General features: G+C 73.2%; 23 protein-coding genes. 16 read left to right on the top strand and 7 right to left on the bottom strand.

The features are described from left to right. Nucleotides 1-6 precede the first annotated feature (6 nt). From J3P36_RS05440 to J3P36_RS05430, 3 genes are read left to right on the top strand one after another with little or no spacing between them, the layout of a single operon-like run. A complete protein-coding gene (locus J3P36_RS05440; protein WP_210506197.1) occupies nt 7-807 on the top strand; it encodes an SDR family oxidoreductase in 801 nt (266 codons plus the stop codon). Nucleotides 808-851: 44 nt separating this feature from the next. After that, the gene (locus tag J3P36_RS05435) at nt 852-1,637 is read left to right on the top strand and encodes an endonuclease/exonuclease/phosphatase family protein (RefSeq protein ID WP_210506196.1); all 786 of its coding nucleotides are present in this window, start codon (nt 852-854) and stop codon (nt 1,635-1,637) included. A gap of 9 nt (nt 1,638-1,646) precedes the next feature. Further along, nucleotides 1,647-2,258 carry a hypothetical protein gene (locus J3P36_RS05430; protein WP_210506195.1) on the top strand — a complete coding sequence of 204 codons (612 nt, stop codon included), beginning with the start codon at nt 1,647-1,649 and terminating at the stop codon, nt 2,256-2,258. A gap of 88 nt (nt 2,259-2,346) precedes the next feature. Here the strand turns inward: J3P36_RS05430 and J3P36_RS05425 are convergent, their stop codons facing one another. Together J3P36_RS05425 and J3P36_RS05420 are read right to left on the bottom strand one after the other, a co-directional pair. Beyond that, nucleotides 2,347-2,625 carry a hypothetical protein gene (locus J3P36_RS05425; RefSeq protein ID WP_210506194.1) on the bottom strand — a complete coding sequence of 93 codons (279 nt, stop codon included), beginning with the start codon at nt 2,623-2,625 and terminating at the stop codon, nt 2,347-2,349. A 9-nt stretch (nt 2,626-2,634) separates the two neighbouring features. Next, on the bottom strand, nt 2,635-3,159 hold the full coding sequence (locus J3P36_RS05420; protein WP_210506193.1) for a metallophosphoesterase: 525 nt from the start codon (nt 3,157-3,159) through the stop codon (nt 2,635-2,637). 66 nt (nt 3,160-3,225) lie between these two features. Between J3P36_RS05420 and J3P36_RS05415 the strand changes: the two genes are divergently transcribed. Then, nucleotides 3,226-3,903, top strand: coding sequence for an HAD family hydrolase (locus tag J3P36_RS05415; RefSeq protein ID WP_210506192.1), 678 nt, complete (start codon nt 3,226-3,228; stop codon nt 3,901-3,903). Between the two features lie 34 nt (nt 3,904-3,937). After that, a complete protein-coding gene (locus J3P36_RS05410; protein WP_210506191.1) occupies nt 3,938-4,195 on the top strand; it encodes a DUF3072 domain-containing protein in 258 nt (85 codons plus the stop codon). A 55-nt stretch (nt 4,196-4,250) separates the two neighbouring features. On the opposite strand, the gene J3P36_RS05405 is transcribed toward J3P36_RS05410, so the two are convergent. Next, nucleotides 4,251-5,219, bottom strand: a complete 969-nt coding sequence (locus J3P36_RS05405; protein ID WP_210506190.1) for a TIGR03557 family F420-dependent LLM class oxidoreductase — start codon at nt 5,217-5,219, stop codon at nt 4,251-4,253. A gap of 107 nt (nt 5,220-5,326) precedes the next feature. Between J3P36_RS05405 and J3P36_RS05400 the strand changes: the two genes are divergently transcribed. The 3 genes from J3P36_RS05400 to J3P36_RS05390 are packed head-to-tail and all read left to right on the top strand — an operon-like array spanning nt 5,327 to nt 7,993. Continuing rightward, nucleotides 5,327-6,001, top strand: a complete 675-nt coding sequence (locus J3P36_RS05400) for a DedA family protein (protein ID WP_210506189.1) — start codon at nt 5,327-5,329, stop codon at nt 5,999-6,001. A 52-nt stretch (nt 6,002-6,053) separates the two neighbouring features. Beyond that, entirely contained in the window at nt 6,054-7,496 is a 1,443-nt protein-coding gene (locus J3P36_RS05395; RefSeq protein WP_210506188.1) for an Ada metal-binding domain-containing protein, read from the top strand. Continuing rightward, nucleotides 7,493-7,993: a methylated-DNA--[protein]-cysteine S-methyltransferase gene (locus tag J3P36_RS05390; protein WP_210506187.1), complete on the top strand. Its 501-nt coding sequence runs from the start codon at nt 7,493-7,495 to the stop codon at nt 7,991-7,993. The genes J3P36_RS05395 and J3P36_RS05390 overlap by 4 nt, the downstream gene beginning before the upstream one ends. Here J3P36_RS05390 and J3P36_RS05385 read toward each other — a convergent pair. Then, a complete protein-coding gene (locus tag J3P36_RS05385; protein WP_210506186.1) occupies nt 7,953-9,185 on the bottom strand; it encodes an acyltransferase in 1,233 nt (410 codons plus the stop codon). The genes J3P36_RS05390 and J3P36_RS05385 overlap by 41 nt on opposite strands. A 109-nt stretch (nt 9,186-9,294) precedes the next feature. Between J3P36_RS05385 and J3P36_RS05380 the strand changes: the two genes are divergently transcribed. The 3 genes from J3P36_RS05380 (at nt 9,295) to J3P36_RS05370 (ending at nt 12,024) form a co-directional block, all read left to right on the top strand. Beyond that, a complete protein-coding gene (locus tag J3P36_RS05380) occupies nt 9,295-9,990 on the top strand; it encodes a hypothetical protein (RefSeq protein WP_210506185.1) in 696 nt (231 codons plus the stop codon). Nucleotides 9,991-10,191: 201 nt separating this feature from the next. Next, nucleotides 10,192-10,959 (top strand): TipAS antibiotic-recognition domain-containing protein, encoded by a 768-nt coding sequence (locus tag J3P36_RS05375; RefSeq protein WP_210506651.1) that lies wholly within the window; start codon nt 10,192-10,194, stop codon nt 10,957-10,959. A gap of 159 nt (nt 10,960-11,118) precedes the next feature. Beyond that, nucleotides 11,119-12,024 carry an oxygenase MpaB family protein gene (locus J3P36_RS05370; protein WP_210506184.1) on the top strand — a complete coding sequence of 302 codons (906 nt, stop codon included), beginning with the start codon at nt 11,119-11,121 and terminating at the stop codon, nt 12,022-12,024. On the opposite strand, the gene J3P36_RS05365 is transcribed toward J3P36_RS05370, so the two are convergent. After that, entirely contained in the window at nt 12,002-13,018 is a 1,017-nt protein-coding gene (locus J3P36_RS05365; protein WP_210506183.1) for a magnesium and cobalt transport protein CorA, read from the bottom strand. The genes J3P36_RS05370 and J3P36_RS05365 overlap by 23 nt on opposite strands. Nucleotides 13,019-13,105: 87 nt before the next feature. On the opposite strand from J3P36_RS05365, the gene J3P36_RS05360 reads away from it, so the two are divergent. From J3P36_RS05360 to J3P36_RS05340, 5 genes are all read left to right on the top strand, one after another. Next, nucleotides 13,106-14,188: a type III polyketide synthase gene (locus tag J3P36_RS05360; protein WP_210506182.1), complete on the top strand. Its 1,083-nt coding sequence runs from the start codon at nt 13,106-13,108 to the stop codon at nt 14,186-14,188. Continuing rightward, nucleotides 14,185-14,721, top strand: coding sequence for an isoprenylcysteine carboxylmethyltransferase family protein (locus J3P36_RS05355; protein WP_307806956.1), 537 nt, complete (start codon nt 14,185-14,187; stop codon nt 14,719-14,721). The genes J3P36_RS05360 and J3P36_RS05355 overlap by 4 nt, the downstream gene beginning before the upstream one ends. Continuing rightward, the gene (locus tag J3P36_RS05350) at nt 14,718-15,740 is read left to right on the top strand and encodes an FAD-dependent monooxygenase (protein WP_210506181.1); all 1,023 of its coding nucleotides are present in this window, start codon (nt 14,718-14,720) and stop codon (nt 15,738-15,740) included. Before J3P36_RS05355 ends, J3P36_RS05350 begins: the two co-directional genes overlap by 4 nt. Before the next feature lie 86 nt (nt 15,741-15,826). After that, complete coding sequence (locus J3P36_RS05345; RefSeq protein ID WP_210506180.1) at nt 15,827-16,039, top strand: hypothetical protein; 213 nt, start codon at nt 15,827-15,829, stop codon at nt 16,037-16,039. Between the two features lie 479 nt (nt 16,040-16,518). After that, the gene (locus J3P36_RS05340) at nt 16,519-17,685 is read left to right on the top strand and encodes a DNA polymerase IV (protein WP_246854373.1); all 1,167 of its coding nucleotides are present in this window, start codon (nt 16,519-16,521) and stop codon (nt 17,683-17,685) included. 68 nt (nt 17,686-17,753) lie between these two features. Here J3P36_RS05340 and treZ read toward each other — a convergent pair whose 3' ends face one another. Continuing rightward, nucleotides 17,754-19,511, bottom strand: a complete 1,758-nt coding sequence (gene treZ, locus J3P36_RS05335; protein ID WP_210506178.1) for a malto-oligosyltrehalose trehalohydrolase — start codon at nt 19,509-19,511, stop codon at nt 17,754-17,756. Further along, complete coding sequence (treY, locus tag J3P36_RS05330; protein ID WP_210506177.1) at nt 19,508-21,841, bottom strand: malto-oligosyltrehalose synthase; 2,334 nt, start codon at nt 21,839-21,841, stop codon at nt 19,508-19,510. The genes treZ and treY overlap by 4 nt, the downstream gene beginning before the upstream one ends.

Raw genomic sequence — 21,841 nt, 5'->3', positions numbered from 1 at the left:
CGGGGCATGGCTGACTACGAACCCCGCTACGCGATCGTCACCGGCTCCGACTCGGGCATCGGCAAGGCCACCGCGGTGGCCCTCGCCACCGCCGGCATGGACGTCGGCATCACCTGGCTCGACGACGAGGAGGGTGCCCAGGGCACCGCGGAGGAGGTCCGTGCCCTCGGCCGCAACGCGGTCGTCGCCCAGCTCGACACCACCAAGCTCGAGGAGTGCGGCGACGTCGTCGACCGCATCGCCGGAGAGCTCGGCGGCCTCGACGTGTTCGTCAACAACGCGGGCACCGGCGACAACGCGCCGATCCTCGAGCTCACGCTCGAGCAGTGGCGGCACACGCTCGCCACGAACCTCGAGGGCGCGTTCGTCTGCATGCAGCGTGCGGCGCGGCGGATGGTGGACCAGGGCCGCGGAGGCCGCCTCATCGCGGTGACCAGCGTGCACGAGCACGCGCCTCGCGTGGGCTCCGGCGCCTACACCTCGTCGAAGCACGGGCTCGGCGGGCTCGTGAAGCAGTTCGCGCTCGAGCTCGGCCAGCACGGCATCACGGCCAATGCGGTCGCGCCGGGTGAGATCGCGACCCCGATGACCGGGCAGGAGGACCAGGACCCGCGGCAGGTGTCGCGTCCCGGCGTCCCGCTCGGCCGCCCGGGCGACGCGCATGAGATGGCCGCGGTGATCGCGTTCCTCGCCTCCCCGAACTCCGCGTACGTCACCGGCGCGTCCTTCGTCGCCGACGGCGGGATGCTGCTGATGGGACCGCACGGCGGCTCCCACATCGAGAGCGACGACTGGCGGCAGGGATAGCCGCGGAGGCTCTCGGGCCGGCAGCGCCGCCCGCGCTCTCGGTGATGACCTGGAACGTGCGGCGGCCCGTGCCGACCCTGCGGCGCAACTCCCCAGACAGGTGGGAGCGGCGGCGCTCCGTCGTCCGGGCGGTGCTGCAGCAGGCCCGGCCGAGCCTGCTCGGCGTGCAGGAGGCGGTGCCCGAGCAGCTCGCCTGGATCGCCGAGAGCACCGGGGCCGAGTGGATCGGACGCGGCCGCAGCCGCGACGGCGGCGGCGAGCACTGCGCGGTCCTCTACGACCCGTCGCGACTGCGGGTCCTGCGCTGGGAGCAGCACGCGCTCAGCCGCACGCCCGCCGTGGCGGGATCGCGCAGCTGGGGCTCGGCGCTCCCGCGCGTGTTCGTGGTCGCCGACTTCGCCGACCGGGCGACCGGGATCGCCTTCCGCGTGATCAACACCCACCTCGACCACGTGTCGCCGCTCGCCCGGCGAAGGAGCGCCGAGCTGCTGCGGCGGGTGGCGAGGGCCCGCTGGGGCACCTGGCGGGATCCGCTGCCCACCGTCCTGCTCGGGGACGCCAACGCGAGCACGCGGTCCGTCGCCTTCCGCATCCTGACCGTCGACCTCGCGGACGCCTGGACTGCGGCGGCGAGGCGATCGACACCGGAGTGGGGCACCCGGTCCGCGTACCGGCCGCCGCGGCCGGGTCGCCGCATCGACTGGATCCTCGCCTCGCCGGACATCGCGGTCGACGACGTCGCCATCGCGGCGGTCCGCATCGACGGGCGCGCCGGCTCGGATCACGACCCGGTGCAGGCGGTCCTGCGTCTTCCCGCCCGATCCCGATAGGTTGCGCGGGTGATCGACACGTTCCTGAGGCCGCCCGCAGGCGCCGGAGAGGTGCTCGCGGACGTCCTGCGCGTGCTCGGCGTCGGCAGCACCGTCCTCGCCGCCGTGCTGTTCGGTCCCGTGCAGCTGGGCGTCTTCGCGCTCGCGCTGCTCGGACTCGTCGCGCCGCGCTTCCTCGGCGTCCGTCCCGCCGTCGACGTGGCGACGGGCGTGGTGCTGCTGCTCGCCTCGTGGGCGAGCGCGCTCGACCTCTACGTCTCGGTGCCGGTCGTCGACGTGCCGATGCACCTCCTGCTCAACGGCCTGGTCGCGGGCCTCGCCCTGCTGCTCCTGCGGCGCACGCGCGTCGTGCCGGCGCTGCCCCGCACCGCGACGGTGGTACTCACGACGGCGCTCGGCTGCACGGCGGGCGTGCTCTGGGAGATCGGCGAGTGGGCCGGCAACAGCTTCCTCGACGCGTCGATCTACGTCGGCTACGCCGACACGATCGGCGACCTCACCGTCGGCGGGCTCGGCTCGCTCTTCGCCGGCCTCGTCATGCCCTGGTTCGCGGCGGAGTCCCGCTGGCGCGGGCGCACCGCGGAGAGCGCAGACACCGGGGCCGCCGTCCCGGTCGCCTAGCCGTTCGCATGGCTTCGCAACCGCACGACCATCTCGCAACCGCGTGCCGTTGCAGAACGGTCGTCCTGTTGCAGTCGGAACCCGGAGCCTACGCGGCGTCGTCGCGGTTGACCCGGATGCGGATGCGGCCCTCGTACACGCCGAGGTCGCCGTCGCCGGGGGCCGGCGCGGGCGCCGGCAGGGCGGTCTGGCGCTCCAGGTCGAGCATCGTCTCGTGGCGGTTGGGCGCGAAGACCTCGTCGACGGCGCCGAGCATTCCGGCGCCGACGCCCGTTCCGCGACCCGAGCGCCGCGCGGATCCGCTCGCCGCCAAGCCCAGCGCCACGACTGCCGCAACCCCCACGGCGAGAAGGATCAACCCGTCCACGGGAGAATCCTAAGCGGAGGCAACGACATCGCGGGGGAGCAGGCGGTGGAGGGTCACTTCCGAGATCCGGCCGTCATCGAGGACGACCGTCGAGTAGGTGCAGAAGGGCTGCCGGCGCCGGTCGGTGGGGGAGCCCGGGTTGAGCAGCCGCAGGCCGCGCGGCGTCGTGGTGTCCCACGGGATGTGGGAGTGGCCGAACACGAGCAGGTCGAGGTCGGGGAACGCCGCCTCCATCCGCGCCTCCCGTCCCGTCGACGCGCCCGTCTCGTGGACGACGCCGACCCGGACGCCGTCGAGCACGTCCCTCGCCACCTCCGGGAGCCGCGCCCGCAGCCCGGCGCCGTCGTTGTTGCCCCAGCAGGCGAGCAGCCGGCGGGACGCCGCCTCGAGCCGGTCGAGCGTGGCCTCGTCCACCCAGTCGCCGGCGTGCACGACGACATCCGCGGCCGCCACCTCGGCCCACACCGCCTCCGGCAGGTCCTTGGCCCGCCTCGGCAGATGGGTGTCGGCGAGCAGCAGCAGGCGGGTCGTCATCGGACCATTCTGCTGCCCGCCGTCAACCCGGCTGCCCGGCGTCCGCGCCGCTGCTTGACTGGCCGGATGACGAGACTGCGCGCCGTTCTGTTCGACATCGACGGAACCCTCGTCGACTCCAACTACCTGCACGTCGACGCGTGGGACCGCGGGTTCACGGAGGCGGGCATCCCCGTCCCGTTCTGGCGGATCCACCGCTCGATCGGCATGGATTCGGAGAAGCTGCTCGACTCGCTCGCGGGAGGCGCCGGCGACGACGCGGTGTCGAAGGCGAAGGAGCTGCACAGCGACTACTACGTGCAGTCCGCCGACCGGCTGCGCCCCTTCGACGGTGCCCGCGACCTGCTCCGTGCGGTCGCCGCGCTCGACGTGCAGGCGGTGCTCGCCACCTCGGCACCGGAGAACGAGCTGGAGATCCTGCGCAAGGTGCTCGACGTGGACGACGCGGTGTCCGAGGCGACCTCCGCCGGCGACGTCGAGACGGCGAAGCCCGAGCCGGACGTCGTGAACGTCGCGCTGCAGAAGGCGGGAGTCGACGCCGGGGACGCCGTCTTCGTCGGGGACACCGTGTGGGACGCGGAGGCGTCGAGGCGCGCGGGAGTCGACATGATCGGCGTGCTGTCGGGCGGCGTCTCCGAGCGTGAGCTGTTGGACGCCGGCGTCATCGCGGTGTTCGAGGACGTCGCCGACCTGCTCGCCCATTTGGACGACAGCCCGATCGGGGAGCGGACGCGCAAGCCCTGAGAGCGTGTCGGAGGTCCGGCGTAGATTCGCAGGCATGAGCGACAACGCATCCGGCAGCAGCGAGAAGACCGAGCAGGAGACGCTGGGCGCCCGCGGAGACGACTCCTCGACCAGCGCGTCGAAGGACCCGTCCGACTGGGTGACCGGCGACGAGCCCATGACCGGGCCGCAGCGCAGCTACCTCGACACGCTGGCCCGCGAGGCCGGCGAGGAGCTCCCGGCCGACCTCACGAAGGCGGAGGCGTCCGAGAACATCGACCGCCTCCAGGACAAGACCGGCCGCGGCCAGTAGGAATTCCAGCGCGGCGGGGCCGGCCGGGGAGAGCCGCCGGCCCCGCCGCGCTCGCTCAGGCCGCCGCGTCGCGGAGCAGCGCGAGCAGCGGCTCGGCCGCCTCGTCGAGGAACCGCTGCTGGAGGTCGTCGCCGACCTGCACGAGCGCGATGTCGGTGAAGCCGGCCTCCCAGAACGTGCTCACGGTCTCCACGATCTTCTCGAGGTCGGGACCGCACGGGATGCTCTCGGCCACGTCCTGCTTGCGCACGAACTGACTGGCACCGGCGAAGCCGGCGGGGGTCGGCAGGTCGGCGTTGACGGCCCAGCCGCCGCCGAACCAGCGGAACTGGTCGTGCGCCCGCTCGATCGCGTCGTCCCGGTCCGGCGCCCAGCTGATCGGCACCTGGCCGATCTTGCGGCCCTCCGGGTGCTCCTTCGACCAGGCGCCGAGCAGGTCGGGGTCCGGCTCGGTCGTGATCAGGTGGTCGGCGAGCGGCCCGAACCGCTGCAGCGACTTCTCGCCGGACAGCGCGATGCCGATCGGCACACCGCCCTCGGGGCAGTCCCAGATCCGCGCCGAGTCGACGCGGAAGTACTCGCCGCTCCACGTGACGAGCTCACCGGTGTGCAGCGCGCGGATGATCTGGACCGCCTCCTCGAGCATGTCCTGCCGCTGGTCGATCGGCGGCCAGCCGTCGCCGGTGACGTGCTCGTTGAGGTTCTCGCCCGACCCGAGGCCGAGGATGAACCGGCCATCGGAGAGCAGCTGCATCGTGGCGGCCTTCTGAGCGACGACGGCCGGATGGTAGCGCTGGATGGGCGCCGTCACATACGTCGCGAGCTCCACCCGCTCGGTCGCGTTCGCGACCGCGCCCAGCACGGTCCACGCGTACGGCGCGTGTCCCTGGGACACGAGCCACGGCGAGTAGTGGTCGCTCGAGACCTCGAAATCGAAGCCCACCCGCTCGGCGGCCACCGCGTAGCGGACGAGCTCCTTCGGTCCGCTCTGCTCGGTCATCAGGGTGTAGCCGAACCTCGTCATGCGTCCTCCTCCAGTCGGTCCTCCCACCCTTGCCGCGTCGGTCGAGCGCGATCAACCCCTGGCGCAGCCCAGGGGCTTCCCGGGGTCGTACCCGTAGCGTGGACGGCGTGACGGTCGCAGCCTCGTTCTCCTCCGCCTCCTCGTCCTCCGCCGTCGGCGACCTGCACGGCATCGTCGGCCTCGCCGCTCGCATAATCCAAGCGCTCGGCGAGTTCGGCGTGGGCCTCCTCACGCTCGTCGAGACCGTGTTCCCGCCGATCCCGAGCGAGGTGATCCTGCCGCTCGCCGGGTTCCTCGCCCAGCAGGGCGAGATGAACTTCGTCCTGGTGTTCGCCACCGCGACCCTCGGCGCGTATCTCGGGGGCCTCATCCTCTACTGGATCGGCCGGAAGGTCGGCGAGGAGCGGGCGATCCGCGTGCTGTCGAAGCTCCCGCTCGTCGACGAGGAGGACTTCCGCAGGTCGGCGGGGTGGCTGCACCGGCACGGACGGAGCGCCGTGTTCTTCGGGCGCCTCCTCCCCGGCGTGCGCAGCCTGATCTCGCTGCCCGCCGGCTCCACAGGGATGCCCCTGTGGACCTTCTCGATCTTCACCATCGCGGGGACCGCCGTGTGGAACGGACTCCTGATCGGTCTCGGCGCACTGCTCGGCACCCAGTACGAGCTGATCGACCGGTACTCGTCGATCCTCGACATCGTCATCTACGCGGCCGTGGCAGGCGTCCTCGCCTGGCTCGTCATCCGCCGGATCCGCAGGGGACGGCAGGCGAAGGCGTCCGCGTAGCCGTGTCCGTTTCCCGCTAGGAGCGGGCGCCCGACACTGCGAGACTCGGAGCATGGACTTCGAGGAGCGCTACCGGGTCATCTTGGCTCGGGACACCCGCTTCGACGGCCAGTTCGTCACAGCCGTGCGCTCGACCGGCATCTACTGCCGGCCGTCCTGCCCGGCACGCACCCCGCTGCGGAAGAACGTCACGTTCTTCGCCACCTCCGCCGCGGCGCACAGCGCCGGGTACCGTGCCTGCAAGCGCTGCCTGCCGGAAGCCGTGCCGGGGAGCCCGGAGTGGAACATGCGCGGCACGCTCGCCGCCCGGGCGATGCGCCTCATCGGCGACGGCGTCGTGGAGCGGGCGGGCGTCGGCGGGCTCGCCGATCGCCTCGGCTACACGCCGCGGCACGTCACCCGGGTGCTCACCGAGGAGCTCGGCGCGGGGCCGCTGGCGCTCGCCCGCGCGGTCCGGGCGCAGAACGCGCGCACGCTGCTCGTGTCGACGGCCCTGCCCGTCACCGACGTCGCCTACGCGGCAGGCTTCGCGAGCGTCCGCCAGTTCAACGACACCCTCCGCGAGGTCTTCGGCCTGACGCCGACGCAGCTGCGGGCGCGCGGGGCGGCGACGGGCGCGGGTACGCCCGGCCGGGTCGAGCTGCGCCTCCCGTTCCGCGAGCCGTTCGACGCGGAGGGCATCTTCACGTTCCTCGCCGCGAGGGCGCTCGCCGGCGTCGAGGTCGCGACCGCGACGAGCTACGCGCGCGCCGTCGCGCTTCCCGGCGGTGTCGCCCAGTTCGAGGTGCGCTGGACGCCGGAGCGGGAGCTGCGGCTCACGGCGTCCGTGCAGGAGCTGCGGGACCTGCCCGTGCTGCTGGCGCGAGTCCGCCGCCTGTTCGACCTCGACGCCGACCCGGTCGGCATCGACGCCGTCCTCGCGCCCCTGCAACCCGAGGTGGCCGGCATCCGGCTGCCGGGTGCGGTCGACGGCGGCGAGATCCTGCTGCGCGCGATCGCGGGTCAGCAGGTCACGGTCGTGTCCGCGATCGGGATGCTCGCCCGCGTCGCCGAGCGGGCGGGGGAGCCCGTGGAGCCGGGGTTCCCGGGCGTGGAGCGGCTCTTCCCGTCCTTCGCCGCGTTCGCCGAGCACGTCGGCGACATCTACCGCGGCCCCGCGGCGCGGTTGCTGACCCTGCGCGCGGCAGCCCTCGGGCTCGCCGACGGAAGCCTCGCTCTGCATCCGGGCCTCGAGGAGGCCGAGCTCTCGGCCCGCGTGACTGCCCTGCCCGGCGTCGGACCCTGGACCGCCGGCTACACCGCGATGCGGGTGCTCGGCAGTCCTGACGTCGTGCTCGGAGGCGACGTCGCACTCCGGAAGGGCGCCCGCCTGCTGGGGCTGCCGGAGCCTCTCGCCGAGGCCCTGCGCCCGTACGCACCGTGGCGCTCCTACGCGTCCCTGCACCTCTGGAGGGCGGCCGCGGCCGCCCGCGCACAGAAGGAGAACGCCGCATGACGACCCTCATCGAGTTCCTGCCCACTCCCGACGGCGCGTTCGGCGTGCTCGCGACGGAGGACGGGCGCGTCCTCGCCTCCGGCTGGACCGACAGCGAGGACGCGCTGCTCGCCCGCCTGCGGCCCGAGGGCCGGCCGCTGTCGCTCGTCGCCGGCTCGGTGGCCGGCGTCCGGGACGCGGTCGACGCCTACTACTCCGGGGAGCACGGCGCCATCGACGCGGTCCCCGTCGTGCAGGAGGGCGGCCCTTTCCGACGCCAGGCCTGGGAGGCGCTGCGCCGCATCGGACCGGGGCGGCCGCTCACCTACACGCAGTTCGCCGCGGCGGCCGGTCGGCCCTCGGCCGTTCGCGCTGCGGCGTCCGCCTGCGCGACCAACGCGGTGGCCCTGTTCGTGCCGTGCCATCGGGTGCTGCGCACCGACGGCACCCTCGGCGGCTTCGCCTGGGGAACCGAGGTCAAGCGCTCGCTGCTCGCTCGGGAGTCGGCACCGGCGTGAGCGCGGGGCGGGCCGTCCGTCGCGCGACCTCGCGGCCGACCCGCCGTGCGAGCCGGTGCGCCGGCGTCTCGATCAGGCGCGCGAAGAGTGCCGCCGCCACGAGCGAGGCGGGGATCGCGACGAGCGCCACGAGCGGCCACCGCGAGTCGCGGAGCAGGAACCCGGCGGTCGCGAGCAGTGGAACGTGCACGAGGTAGAGGCTGAACGAGATGCGGCCGAGCCACTGGGACGGGCGGGTGGACAGCCGGCGGGCGACGCCGGACGGGGCGATCGCGAGCAGCACGAGCCCGAGCGCGCCCACCACGCTGAGGCCGGTGAGCGCGAGCGACAGCGGCGTCCCCGCAGGCGCGACCGGGCGCGCGAGCCACGTGGCGATGAGGCAGCCGGCGGACAGGACGAGCACCGCGAGGGACGCGGGCCCGAACCATCGGCTGCCACGTCGCTCGCGCGCCCATTCGCGGAGGCCGTCGAGATTCGCGGCCACGAGTGTGCCGAGGAAGAACGCGGGCAGGTAGGACAGCGTCCCGTCCCTGATCACGAACCCGGCGACGGTCGCCGCCACCGCAGCCAGCCCGACCGGCAGCCAGAGCCGGCGCAGCCGTCGTGCCGCGAGCACGTAGAGGGGCAGCAGGACGGCGAAGACCATCTCCCAGCGCAGCGACCAGAGCGTGTTGACGATGTCGAACGAGTACCGCGAGAGGGTCGCCTCGTCGAACAGCATGGACCCCTGCACCGTGGTGGCGTTGCTGTCCGCGAGCCAGCTGTGCGCGGTCACCCGCGATTCGCTGCGGGGGAAGACGGCGATGAGCGCGGACGCGAGCAGGAGCGCGCCCCACACCGGCAGGTAGATCCGCACGAAGCGGGACGCGAGGAACGCGGCCCATGAGTACCGCCCTGTCGACTTCAGGGCGGGCAGGGCGACGACGAGCCCGCTCAGCACGAAGAAGACGACCACAGCCTCCTGCCCGGCGGTCAGCAGCTTGAGCGGCGTCTCGGTGAGCCACCACCAGAGCGTGCCCGGCACGACCGGCTGCCCCGATGCGGGAGCGAGGTACGGCTTCGCGATCTCGAGGGTGTGATGCAGCAGGACCACCACCGCCGCCCAGCCGCGGAGCCCGTCGAGGGCCACCAGGCGATCGCTGCGGGGAGCAGTCGTCGGGACCACGGGCGAGGGGGTTCGCACGGCGCTCACCGACTCCAGGGTAGGCGGGTCCCCTGGGCGGGCCCTTGGAGGGGGCGCTCAGTGGCCGTCCAGGCGCCCCCGTTAGTGTGAGGAGTCCTCGACGAGGAAGGACACGACCGTGGGGTTCCTGGACCGCCTGTTCGGCCGCGATGACGGCTCCCAGCAGTACCGCCGGCAGGGGCCGGTGAACTACGGCCCTCCCGGTCAGGGCCGGCCACCGGTTCGATCCGAGGACGAGATCGCGATCGAGCGCTACCGCTACCTGCTGCGCACCGCGCCCCCGGAGACGATCGAGCAGGTGCACGCCGAGGCGTTCGCACAGCTCACCCCCGAGCAGCGGCGCCTGGTGTTCGAGGAGCTCCGCAACGGCCCCGAGGCCCCGGCCGGCGACGACCCCGCGTCCCTCGCCCGCTCGGCGACCCGGTCCGAGTTCCGCCAGCCCGGCTTCCTCGAGCGCCGCTTCTCGGGCGGCGGCGCCGGCGGCGGTGGATTCGGCGGCGGCGGGTTCGGCGGCGGTCCGAGCTTCGGCACCATCCTGGGCGGCTCGCTGCTCGGCACGGTCGCCGGCTACGTGGTCGGCTCCGCGCTCGTGAGCGCCTTCCTGCCGGACCCGAGCATGGGCGACTACGGCGGAGCGGACGCCGCTGACGCGGCCGACGGCGGGGACGCGGGTGCCGAGGGCGGCGACGCGGGCGGCGACTACGGCGGCGACGGCGGCGGCGGCTGGGACACCTCCGACGGCGGCTTCTTCGGCGGAGGCGACTTCGGCGGGGGCGACTTCGGCGGAGGCGACTTCGGGGGCGGCGACTTCTAGGTCGGCACTCCTTTCTCTCCCTCAACAGGCAGGAATCCCGCCAACAGGCAGGAATCCCGCCAACAGGCGGAAACGCCCTGATTCTGCCTGTTGACGGCATTCATGCCTGTCGAGAGACAGCGGCACCAGATCCCTTGCGGTTGACGCAGCGTCAACTCGTATCGTCGTCGTCGACCGATGCGGAAGGACGGAGGCGGCGACATGGAGTGGCCCATCAGCGAGCTCGCGCGTGCGGCCGGGACGACCACGAGGGCGCTCCGGCACTACGGCGACCTCGGGCTGCTCCCGCCGTCCCGGACCGCCGGCAACGGCTACCGGTTCTACGACGAGGACGGCCTCCTCCGCCTGCAGCGCATCCTGCTGCTGCGCGAGCTCGGCCTGCCCCTCGCGACGATCGGCGACGTGCTCGCCGGCGAGCAGGACACGGAGGAGGCGCTCGCCGTCCACCTCGAGCTGCTGCGCCGCGAGCGCGAGCGGATCGACCGGCAGATCGCGTCGGTGCGCACCACGCTCGAGAGACGGAGAGGAGGAGAGGAGATGACAGCAGAGGAGAGCTTCGACGGCTTCGACCACACCCAGTACCGGGAGGAGGTCGAAGAGCGCTGGGGCAAGGCCGCCTACGCCGACAGCGACCGCTGGTGGCGCTCGAAGAGCGCCGACGAGAAGCGGGCGTTCCAGGAGGCGCAGGCCGGCATCGCGCGCGACTTCGGCGCCGCGAAGCAGGCCGGCAGATCGGCGGACGACGCGGACGTGCAGGCGATCGTGCAGCGCCACTACGAGTGGCTGAGCGGGATCCCGGGCACGCCGCAGAGCCCGCAGGGCGGGCCGACGCGCGAGTACTTCGTCGGCCTCGGCGAGATGTACGCCGCCGACGAGCGGTTCGCCGCGAACTACGACGTCCACGGCGCGGGGACGGCCGGGCTGATCCGCGACGCCGTGCGCGTCTACGCGGACCGCCACCTGTCGTGACGGACGGCGGTGCGGGGCTGCAGACCCGCACCGCGCCCGCGCTCGACAGGACTTCCCGCATCCGGCAGGACTTTCCGGCGGATCTCCTCCTGCCGAGTGCAGGAAGTCCTGCCGAAGCCGCAGGCGGAAGCACAGCTTCCGCACGGCACACTGGTACCCGTGTCGAGGCTGATCGAACCGCTGCGGGCCCGCATCCAGACCACGCTCTCCGGTCAGCCGGCAGGGGACCCGCCGTGGGTCACGGCGCTCGAGTTCGGCACCGACCGCGGCTGGTTCGGCCCCGGCTCCGCCGCGTGGGCCGTGCACGGCGACATGCCGACGCTCGTCGCCGGGATCCGGGCGCTCCTGACGCAGGCCCTTCACCCGGGCGCGATGGCGGGCGTCCACGACCACTCGCGCTATCGGGAGGACCCGTTCGGCCGCCTCGCCGGCACGATCCGCTGGATCTTCACCGTCACCTACGGGTCGAAGGAGGACGCGGCGAAGGCATCCGGCTGGGTGCTGCGCCTGCACGAGAAGGTGCGGGGCGTCTACCCGGGGGAGCGCGGCGAGGCCGTGCCCTACGCCGCCAACGACCCCGACCTGCTGCGCTGGGTGCACCTCGCCTTCACGGACGCCTTCCTCGGCGCCCACAGCGTGTACGGCAAGCCGATCCCCGGCGGCCCGGACGCGTACGTGAAGGACTGGGCGATCGCCGGCCGGCTGATGGGTGTCGACGATCCGCCGACGACCCAGGCCGAGCTCAGCGACCAGCTCCGGTCGTATGTCGGCATCCTGCGGCACGACGACCGGGTGGCCGACGTCGTCCGCTTCCTGCGCCGTCCGCCTCTGGCACCCGCGCTGCGCCCCACCTACCCGGTGCTGTTCAACGGGGCGGTCGCCTCGCTGCCCGACGACCTGCGCACCCTGCTGCGCCTGCCGAAGCCGCGCGGTCCGGTGGTCCCGGCGACGTCGAGCGTCCTCGGCCTCACCGGACGGCTTCTCGGCACCCCGCCGGGCGCCGAGAAGGCCGCGCTGCGCCGGCTCGCGCGCCTGGACGGCGCTACAGCCAGCCCCGCCGCTTGAACACCGCGTAGAGCCCGCCGCTCAGCACCGCCATCGCGAGCAGCGCGAGGGGATACCCGACCGGCCAGTCGAGCTCCGGCATGTGCTCGAAGTTCATGCCGTAGATGCCGGTGACGAGGCTCGGCGCGAAGATGATCGCCGCCCAGGAGGAGATCTTCTTCACCTGCTCGCCCTGGGCGAGGCTCGTCTCGCTGAGGCGGCGCATCTCGTTGTTCTGCTGCTCCGTCACGAGCGTGGTGTTGGTGAGCAGCGCGTTGTCGAGGAGCGAGCGGAACGCGTCCGCGCGCTCCGAGGAGCGGATGGCGTGGTCGAGCACGTCCCGCACCCGGCGCTGCAGCTCGACGTGCACGCTGTACTTCTCGAAGCCGCGCTGCAGAGCGCTCAGCATGTCGACCAGCGGGCCGGTCGCGCGCTGGAAGTTCATCACCTCGCGCGCGAGGGCGTAGATGCGCTTCGAGAGGTCCGTGGTGCCGGCGAAGAGCTGGTCCTCGATCTCGTCGATGTCGTTCTGCAGCCCCGCGATGACGGGGGCGTAGTCGTCGACCACCTGGTCCAGAACGGCGTAGAGCACGGCCTCCGGACCCAGCGCGAGCAGCTCCGGCGTGTGCTCGAGGCGCTTCCGGACCCGGCCGAGGTCGGGTGCCTCGGCGTGCCGGACGGTGATCGCGAAGTCGGGCCCGACGAAGACGTGCACCTCGCCGAACTCGACGCGCTCCGCGGCGTCGAGGTAGCGCGCCGGGCGCAGCACGATGAAGAGGACGTCGCCGTAGCGCTCGAGCTTGGCGCGCTGATGGCCCTTGAGCGCGTCCTCGACGGCGAGCGGGTGCAGGCCGAACTCGTTCGCGACCGCCTGCAGCTCAGCAGGGCTGGGCCGGTACATGCCGATCCACGCCATGCCCTTCCGGGCGCGGACCGTCTCGAACGTCTCCTCGAGGCTCGGCGGATTCGCGGTGCGGACGCCGTTCACGTAGACGGCGTTGTCGACGATCGGCATCCGGACCTCCCCGCGCCACCCTAGCCCCCGGCCACGCCCCCGCCTGACCGGGGCCGGTCGCCAGTTTCCGGTGATACCGTCACGCTCGTGAGCCGAATCGCCGCCGTGGCCGCCGCTCTGCCCGAGCACGCGTACGCCCAGGCGGACATCACCGCGATGCTCGCGCCGATGATCGCGCCCGACCCGTCGAAGCGGGCCCTGCTGCACCGGCTGCACGAGGGCGCGCGGGTCGACCGGCGGCACCTGATCATGCCGATCGACGAGTACCGGGAGCCGCAGACCTTCACGCAGACGAACGGCCGGTTCGTCGAGGCCGCCACCGACCTCGCGGAGCGTGCCGTGCGGACCGCCCTGGAGCAGGCCGGCATCCGCCCCGAGGAGGTGGACTTCGTCATGTTCACCTCGGTCACGGGGGTGTCCGCACCGTCCGTCGACGCGCTCCTCGTGCCGCGGCTGGGCCTGCGGCCGGACGTCAAGCGGGTGCCCATGTTCGGCCTCGGCTGCGTCGCGGGCGCCGCCGGCCTGGCCCGGGTGCACGACTACCTGGCCGGGCACCCGGACGACGTCGCGGTCCTCGTCGCCGTGGAGCTCTGCTCGCTCACCGTCCAGCGCGACGACGACTCGATGGCGAACCTCGTCGCGAGCGGCCTGTTCGGCGACGGGGGAGCGGCTGTCGTGGCGGTCGGCGCCGACCGCGCCGCGCGCACCGGGGTCGTCGGCCCGGACATCGTCGATGCCCGCAGTGCCCTCTACCCGCACAGCGAGCACGTGCTCGGCTTCAACCCCGGCTCGACCGGCTTCCGCATCGTGCTCACGGCGGGCGTGGCCGACGTCGTGGACGAGCATTTCGGGCGCGACGTGCGCGCCTTCCTCGGCGAGCACGGACTCGGTCCCGCCGACATCGATCACTGGGTCGCGCATCCGGGCGGCCCTCGGGTGCTCGAGGCCTTCTCGCGCGCGCTCGACCTGCCCGACGGGGCTCTCGAGCTCAGCTGGGAGTCGATGGCCGCCGTCGGCAACCTGTCCTCCGCGTCCGTGCTGCACGTCCTCGCCGACACCCTCGACCGCCGTCCGCAGAGCCCGGGCGACGCGGCGCTGCTGTTCGCGCTCGGTCCCGGCGTGAGCGGCGAGCTCGTGCTGCTCCGCTGGGCCGAGGAGGTCGCGGCGTGAGCGACTACTGGGTGGGAGTGGCCTGGTTCGGCGTGCTGCTGCTCGCGACGGGCCTCGAGCGCATCGTCGAGCTCATCGTGTCGGCCCGCAACGCCCGGTGGGCGTTCGAGCGGGGCGGCGTCGAGTACGGGCGCGGGCACTTCCCCTGGATGGTGGCTCTGCACACGGGCCTCATCGTCGCGAGCTTCGCCGAGGTCGTGCTCGCGCAGCGCCCGTTCCTGCCGTGGCTCGGCTGGCCCGCCCTCGCCATCGCGCTGCTCGCGCAGGCGATGCGGTACGTCGTGATCGGCACCCTGGGCCGGCAGTGGAACACCCGGGTGATCGTGGTGCCCGGGATGCCGCTCGTGCAGCGCGGCCTCTACAAGTGGCTGCGCCACCCCAACTACGTGATCGTGGCGGTCGAGGGCATCGCGCTGCCGCTCGTGCACACCGCCTGGCTCACCGCGCTCGCCTTCACTGTGCTCAACGCCGTGCTGCTGCTGCGCTTCCGGATCCCGGTCGAGGAGCAGGCCCTCCGCTCGGCGGCCCCGTGACCGACGTCGACGTCCTCGTCGTCGGCGGGGGACCGGTCGGCCTCTACACCGCCATCCGCGCCCGGCTCTCCGGACTCACCGCCGCGGTGGTGGAGCCGCGCCCCGGGCCCGTCGACAAGGCCTGCGGGGAGGGACTGATGCCGGGCGCCGTCGTGGCGCTCGCCGCCGTGGGAGTCGACCCCGCCGGGATGCCGCTTCGCGGCTTCCGCTACGCCGACGGACGCCGGGAGGTCGTGCACCGCCTCCGGGGCCCCGCCGGCAGGGGTGTGCGCCGCACGGTCCTGTCGGCTGCGCTCGCCGAGCGGGCGGAGGCGCTCGGCGTCCAGCGGGTCACGGCTCGGGTGGAGTCGGTCGACGAGCGGGGCTGCACGGTGGCCGCCGCCGGGGTGACGGCATCCTGGCTCCTCGGCTGCGACGGCCTGCACTCGACCGTCCGGCGCCTCGCGGGACTCGAGTCCCCGCGTCCGGCCGGCGACCGGTTCGGGCTGCGCCGGCACTACCGGATCGCCCCGTGGACGGACCTCGTCGAGGTGCACTGGGGTCGCAGCGTCGAGGCGTACGTCACGCCCGTCGCCGAGGACCTCGTCGGAGTGGCCCTGCTCGGTCCCCGCGGCACCGGCTTCGACGACGCCCTGCGCCAGGTCCCCGGGCTCGCCGATCGGGTCGCCGACGCCGAGCCGGACGGCCCGGTGCGCGGCGCGGGTCCGCTGCGGCAGCGCACCCGGCGCCGATCGGCAGGTCGTGTGCTGCTCGCCGGCGACGCCTCCGGCTACGTGGACGCCCTCACCGGCGAGGGGATGCGCGTCGGCTTCGCCCAGGCCGACGCGGCCGTGGAGGCGGCGGCGAGCGGCGACGTGCGGGCGTACGAGAGGGAGTGGGCCCGGCGGACCCGCGACTTCCGGGTGATCACCGGCGGCCTCGTCGCTGCCGCCACCTCGCCGGCACGGAGGGCGATCGTGCCGACCGCCGCCGCCCTGCCCGGCGTCTACGGCGGCATCGTGGAGCGCCTCGCGCGCTGAGTGTCGGAGGCTCGCGCCATCCTGTCGGCGTGGCATCCCGGAGCCGTTCGGGCCCGGGGTGACCATGGAACAGGAAGGGAGCACTGATGAACGATCCGCACATCGCCGAGGTCTGCAGCGCCCCGCTGGACCAGATCGCCGAGCTCACCGTCGACGACGCGTCCCTCGACTTCGGCGAGGGAGCCCTCATGCTCACCTGCATCTGCGGCTCGTGGGCCGTCGAGGACTCCTCGGGCGCCGTCGTCGCCTGGTCGCAGAGCGTCGAGGTCGCCGTGACCCAGCTCGCCGGCGCCGCCTGACGCCGTCGGCGCACCTCTGCGCCGCCGGACGGCCCCCTCACCCGGGTGCCGCTGGACGCGGAGTCCTGCCCGGCGCTGGCAGGGATTCAGCAGGCATCCGGCGGCTTCAGCAGGCACGCAGCGGGTCCAGCCGACACGTCACGGCTTCAGCAGGCACGGAGCGGGTTCAGCAGGCAGAACAAGGCCACTTCTGCCTGCTGAACCCCTTCGGTGCCTGCTGAAGCCAGGAGCTGTGCCTGCTGGACGCGGTCGGCGCCGCTGGACCGGGTCATCGCCTGCTGAAATCCTCGGGTTCCTGCTGAGCCCGGGCGCGGTGCCTGCTGGACGGGGTGGTCGTCCGCTCGGCCCTGCCCGGCGCGACCGCCGGTGTCGGCGGGGCGGGCGACAATGGTCCGGTGAGCGTCAAGGGCGGCCAGGGCGACCGGCAGGTATCGGACGACGCCGTCGACAGCTCGACCGCGACGATCCTGCACATCGACATGGACGCCTTCTTCGCGAGCGTCGAGCTGCTCGACCGGCCCGACCTGCGCGGCAAGCCGGTGATCGTCGGCGGTGTGGGCGGCCGGGGGGTCGTGACGAGCGCCACCTACGAGGCGCGCGCCTACGGCGTCCGCTCGGCGATGCCGATGTCGCAGGCGCGCCGGCTGTGCCCGAACGCCGTCGTGCTGCCCGGTTCGTACGGCAAGTACAGCCACTGGTCGCGCATCGTCATGGGCATGTTCCGCGACGTGACACCGCTCGTCGAGCCGCTCAGCATCGACGAGGCGTTCCTCGACGTCGCCGGCGCGCGGCGCCTGATGGGCTCGCCCGGCACGATCGCCCGCACGCTCCGGCAGCGGGTTCGCGAGGAGACCGGGCTCACCTGCTCGATCGGCGCGGCCTCCACCAAGTTCGTCGCCAAGCTCGCGTCCACCCGCTCGAAGCCCGACGGGCTGCTCGTCGTGCCCGCGGACCGCACGCTCGCGTTCCTGCACCCGCTGCCCGTGGCGGCGCTCTGGGGCGTCGGCAAGGCGACCGCCGCGTCGCTCGAGCGGCACGGCCTGCGCACGGTCGGCGACCTCGCGCAGACGCCGCGCGACGTGCTGCAGAAGTGGGTCGGCCCGGCGGCCGGCGGCAGCCTTCACGACCTGGCCTGGGGGAGGGATCCACGCCGGGTGAACCCGCACCGCGTGGAGAAGAGCGTGGGCCACGAGAACACCTTCGCGGTCGACGTCGACGACCTGACGGTGCTGCGCCGGGAGCTGCTCGACCAGTCGGAGCGTGTCGCGGTCCGGCTGCGCGCGGCCGGCCACTCGGCGCGCACCGTGGCGCTCAAGCTCCGCTTCGCGGACTTCACGACGATCAGCCGATCGCGGACTCTGCCCGAGGCGACGTCGGTGGCCCGCCGCATCTACGAGCAGGCGGTCGAGCTGCTCGAGGAGCAGGACCTCGGCGGCCGCCGGGTGCGCCTCATCGGCGTCCGGGCCGAGCAGCTCGTCGACGGCGAGGGCGACAGCCTGTCACTGTGGAGCGAGGACGACGCCTGGAAGGACGCCGAGCAGGTGATGGACAAGGCGACCGAGCGCTTCGGCCGCGGCGCCATCCGTCCCGCAACCCTGCTGAAGCGCAACGAGCCGGAGAAGCCCCGCTTCAACCGCGAGACCTGAACGCAACCGGAACGACGAACGGCAACCGTCTCCGGCTGCCGTTCGTCGTTCGAACCCTTCTCCGGTCGCTACTCCTCGGTGGCGGCCAGGATGACGGCGGAGCGGCCCGGCAGGCTGATCGCGCCGTCGGGGAGCTCCGCGACACCCGGGTCGGTGGCGAGCAGCGGTTCGCCCCCGAGGCCAAGCTCCACCTCGTCGTCGCCGAAGTTGACCGCGACGCTGACGGCGCCGCGCGTCATGACGAGCCAGCGCTCGTCCTCGTCGTAGTCGACGAACGTCTCCTTGAACCGCGGGTCGGTGAGCTCGGGCACCTCCTTGCGGAGGGCGAGGAGCCGCCGGTAGAGGTCGAGGGTCCGCGTGTGACGACCGTCCTCGCCGCTCTCCGGGTACGGCTCCGACCAGTCGAGCTTCGAGCGCTGGAAGGTCTCCGGATCCTGCGGGTCGGGCACGACCGCCGGGTCCCAGCCCATCTTCGCGAACTCGGCGATGCGGCCCTTCGCGGTCGCCTCGCCGAGCTCCGGCTCCGGGTGGGACGTGAAGAACTGCCACGGCGTCGACGCGGCCCACTCCTCGCCCATGAACAGCATCGGCGTGAAGGGCGCGGTCAGCGTCAGGACGGCCGCGAGGGCCAGCTGCTTCTCGTCGAGCGTCGCGGTGAGGCGGTCGCCGGTCGCGCGGTTGCCGATCTGGTCGTGGTCCTGCGCGAAGACCACGAGCCGCCAGGTGGGCGTGCGGTCGGCGTCGATCGGCCGGCCGTGCACGCGGCCGCGGAAGCTCGACAGCGTGCGCGCGTGGTAGAAGCCCTCCTCCAGCACGGTCGCGAGCGACCGGATCGAGTCGAAGTCCTCGTAGTAGCCCGTGGTCTCGCGGGTGAGGTTGACGTGCAGCGCGTGGTGGAAGTCGTCGCTCCACTGCGCCGTGATGCCGAGTCCGTGCGCTTCCCGCGGGCGGATCATCTTCGGGTCGTTCATGTCCGACTCGGCGATGAGCGTGAGCGGGCGGCCGACGTGCGCGGAGAGCGCGTCGACCTCCTCGGCGAGCTCCTCGAGGATGTGCACGGCGCGGTGGTCGACGAGCGCGTGCACCGCATCGAGCCGGAGGCCGTCGACGTGGTAGTCGTCGAGCCACATCAGTGCGTTGGAGATGATGTAGTCGCGCACCTCGTCGGACTGCTCGCCGTCGAGGTTGAGGGATGCGCCCCACGTGTTGGCCGACGCCTCGTGCAGGTAGGGGCCGAACTCGGGCAGGTAGTTGCCGCTCGGGCCGAGGTGGTTGTAGACCACGTCCTGGATGACCGCGAGGCCGCGCTGGTGGCAGGCGTCGACGAACCGCTGGTAGGCGGCGGGCCCGCCGTACGTCTCCTGGACGGTGTACCAGAGGACGCCGTCGTAGCCCCAGTTGTGCGTGCCGTTGAAGCCGTTGACCGGCAGCACCTCGACGAAGTCCACGCCGAGGTCGACGAGGTGGTCGAGCCGCTCGATCGCCGCGTCGAGGGTGCCCTCCGGCGTGAAGGTGCCGATGTGCAGCTCGTACACGACCCCGCCGGCCAGCTGCCGCCCGGTCCACGACCGGTCGCCCCACGCGTGCGCGTTCGGGTCGAAGGTGCGGCTCAGTCCGTGCACCCCGTCCGGCTGGCGGCGGGAGCGCGGGTCGGGCCGCGGCGTCTCGCCCTCCCCGAGCAGGTAGCCGTAGTCGTGCTGGGCGCCGTCCGCGGCGACGTCGACCGTGTACCAGCCGTCGCCGGCGGGCGTCATCGGGTGCTTCTCCCCGTCCAGGAGCAGGGTGACCGAGCCGGCGCTCGGCGCCCACACGTCGTAGGGGCTCAAGGCTTGCCTCCTTCTTCGACCAGCAGTGCCACCGGGTAGTCGGTGAGGATGTCCGCGACGCGGAGCGTGCCGCCCTGGTGCCGGCGACCGCTCAGGACGTCGGCGACGGGAGCGGAGCCCACGTCGATCGTGGTGTCGCCCCAGCCGCCGGCGGCGGCCAGGCCGACCGGGAGCCGGGTCGCCAGGGTGATGGCGCCGCCCCGGTCGAACGCGACGAGGTGCTCGGCGGCGCTTCCCTCCGCGCGCAGCGGGGTGTAGCCGCCGAACAGCTCCGGCCGGTCCCGCTTGATCCGGAGGGCGCGCGTGGTGACGAGCAGCTTCGCGGCGCCCGTCTCGTCGATCGGCGGCAGAGCGCCGGCGTCGATGTCGGCGAGCAGGCGGCGCCGCTCGGCGAAGTCGACCGCGCGGCGGTTGTCCGGGTCGACCAGGGACATCTCCCACAGCTCGCTGCCCTGGTAGACGTCGGGGACGCCGGGCGCGGTCAGCTGGAGCAGCTTCGCCGACAGCGAGTTGGACCAGCCGGGGGCGGCGACGCGCTGGACGAGGCGCGACAGGATCGCGGACGCGCGGGCGTCGTCGAATGCGGCGTCGATGAGGGCGTGCATCCGCTGCTCGAACTCCTCGTCCGGAGCCGTCCACGTCGTCGAGTTGCCGGCCTCCCGGGACGCCTTCTCGGCGTAGGCGTGCAGCCGCTCGCGGCTCGCGGGCCAGGCCCCGAGGATCGCCTGCCACAGCAGGTTCGCGAGCGGACCGTCGCCGAGGGGCACGATGTCGCGCAGCTCGAGGAGGGCGTCCGCCCACTCGCCGGGGATCTCGGCGAGCACGCTGATGCGCGCGCGCACGTCCTCGCCGCGCTTCGTGTCGTGCGTCGACAGGGTCGTCATCGAGCCGGGGATCGTCTCCAGCCGCCGCTGCTGGCGGGCGTGGAAGGCGTCGTGCCCGATCCCGAACTCGGCCGGGTCGGCCCCGACCTCCGTCAGGCTCGTGAGCCGGGTGTAGCGGTAGAACGCGCAGTCCTCCACCCCCTTCGCCATCACCATGCCGGACGTCTGCTGGAAGCGGCGTGCCGCCGGCTGCTCCACGTCGCCGAGGATCGGCAGCAGGGCGTCGATCATGCCGGCGAGATCGGGGCGGTGCCGCTTCGCGAGCTCCGCGGCCTCCTCGAGGTGCTCGCGACCCTCCGGCAGGTAGGAGCGGTAGACGGGGAAGCAGGCGAGCAGCTCGCCGATCGCGTCCGCGACCTCGTCGGCGGGCTCCTCGCCGCGCTCGATCGCATCGGCGACCTCACGGTCGAGGCGCAGCACCTCGGAGTGCAGGATGCCGTCCGCGACGTCGCGCTTCGTGTCGTGGATGAGCTGGTGCCAGTCGAGCGCCTCGCCGCCGCGCAGCTCGGTGTCGAGCGCGGTCAGCGGCGCCTCGCCGTCGGGGTCGACGAGGATGCGGTCGATGTCGGCGAGGGCGTCGTAGCCGGTGGTGCCCGCGGTCGCCCAGGAGGAGGGCAGCTGCTCGTCGCCCTCGAGGATCTTCTCGACGAGCACGTAGGCGCCGCCCGTCGCCTCGGCGAGGTCGTCGAGGTAGGCGCCTGGATCGAAGAGCCCGTCCGGGTGGTCGACACGCAGGCCGTCGGCGAGGCCCTCGCGGACCCAGCGCACGATCTCCTCGTGCGACTCGGCGAACACGCGCGGCACCTCGACCCGCACCGCGGCGAGCGTGTTGACCGCGAAGAACCGTCGGTAGTTGAGGTCGTAGTCCGCCCGGCGCCAGTCGACCAGCTCGTAGCTCTGCCGCGCGTGCACCTCGACCGGGTCGTCGCCGGCCTTGCCGGTGCCGGCCGCGACGGGGAAGCGGTGGTCGTAGTAGCGCAGCTCCAGGCCGTCGTCGCCCTCGACGAGCTTCAGCTCGGGCAGGTCGTCCCCGGAACCGAGGACGGGCAGGCGCACCTTGCCGCCGCCGAAGTCCCAGTCGATGTCGAACGCCTCGGCGTAGCGGGACTCGCGGCCCTTCTCGAGCACGTCCCACCACCAGCGGGTGTGCACCGGGGTGGCGACTCCGACGTGGTTGGGCACGATGTCGATGAGGACCCCGAGCCCGTTCTCCCGCGCTGCCTCGACGGCCGCGGCCAGGCCTTCCGCGCCGCCGCGCGCCGGGTCGACCCGCGAGTGGTCGACGACGTCGTAACCGTGGTCGGAGCCGGGCTCCGCCTCGAGGAGGGGCGAGAAGTAGATCCAGTCGGCGCCGAGGTCGCGGACGTAGTCCGCGATCCCGGCCGCCTCGCGGAGGTCGAAGGTCGACCGGATCTGGACCCGGTAGGTGGAGAGCGGCTGCTTCAT

The organism is Naasia sp. SYSU D00057 (genome assembly GCF_017916505.1).
GTDB lineage: Bacteria > Actinomycetota > Actinomycetes > Actinomycetales > Microbacteriaceae > Naasia.
The sequence above is the reverse complement of the archived record's forward strand: the minus strand, read 5'-3'. Positions and strand labels throughout refer to the sequence as shown.

Coding starts and splice junctions, on each gene's coding strand:
- treY (WP_210506177.1), bottom strand. CDS start 21,841: ATGAAGCAGCCGCTCTCCACCTACCGGGTCCAGATCCGGTCGACCTTC.
- J3P36_RS05415 (WP_210506192.1), top strand. CDS start 3,226: ATGACGAGACTGCGCGCCGTTCTGTTCGACATCGACGGAACCCTCGTC.
- J3P36_RS05410 (WP_210506191.1), top strand. CDS start 3,938: ATGAGCGACAACGCATCCGGCAGCAGCGAGAAGACCGAGCAGGAGACG.
- J3P36_RS05395 (WP_210506188.1), top strand. CDS start 6,054: ATGGACTTCGAGGAGCGCTACCGGGTCATCTTGGCTCGGGACACCCGC.
- J3P36_RS05345 (WP_210506180.1), top strand. CDS start 15,827: ATGAACGATCCGCACATCGCCGAGGTCTGCAGCGCCCCGCTGGACCAG.
- J3P36_RS05435 (WP_210506196.1), top strand. CDS start 852: ATGACCTGGAACGTGCGGCGGCCCGTGCCGACCCTGCGGCGCAACTCC.
- J3P36_RS05405 (WP_210506190.1), bottom strand. CDS start 5,219: ATGACGAGGTTCGGCTACACCCTGATGACCGAGCAGAGCGGACCGAAG.
- J3P36_RS05375 (WP_210506651.1), top strand. CDS start 10,192: ATGGAGTGGCCCATCAGCGAGCTCGCGCGTGCGGCCGGGACGACCACG.
- J3P36_RS05365 (WP_210506183.1), bottom strand. CDS start 13,018: ATGCCGATCGTCGACAACGCCGTCTACGTGAACGGCGTCCGCACCGCG.
- J3P36_RS05440 (WP_210506197.1), top strand. CDS start 7: ATGGCTGACTACGAACCCCGCTACGCGATCGTCACCGGCTCCGACTCG.
- J3P36_RS05390 (WP_210506187.1), top strand. CDS start 7,493: ATGACGACCCTCATCGAGTTCCTGCCCACTCCCGACGGCGCGTTCGGC.
- J3P36_RS05420 (WP_210506193.1), bottom strand. CDS start 3,159: ATGACGACCCGCCTGCTGCTGCTCGCCGACACCCATCTGCCGAGGCGG.
- J3P36_RS05340 (WP_246854373.1), top strand. CDS start 16,519: ATGGACGCCTTCTTCGCGAGCGTCGAGCTGCTCGACCGGCCCGACCTG.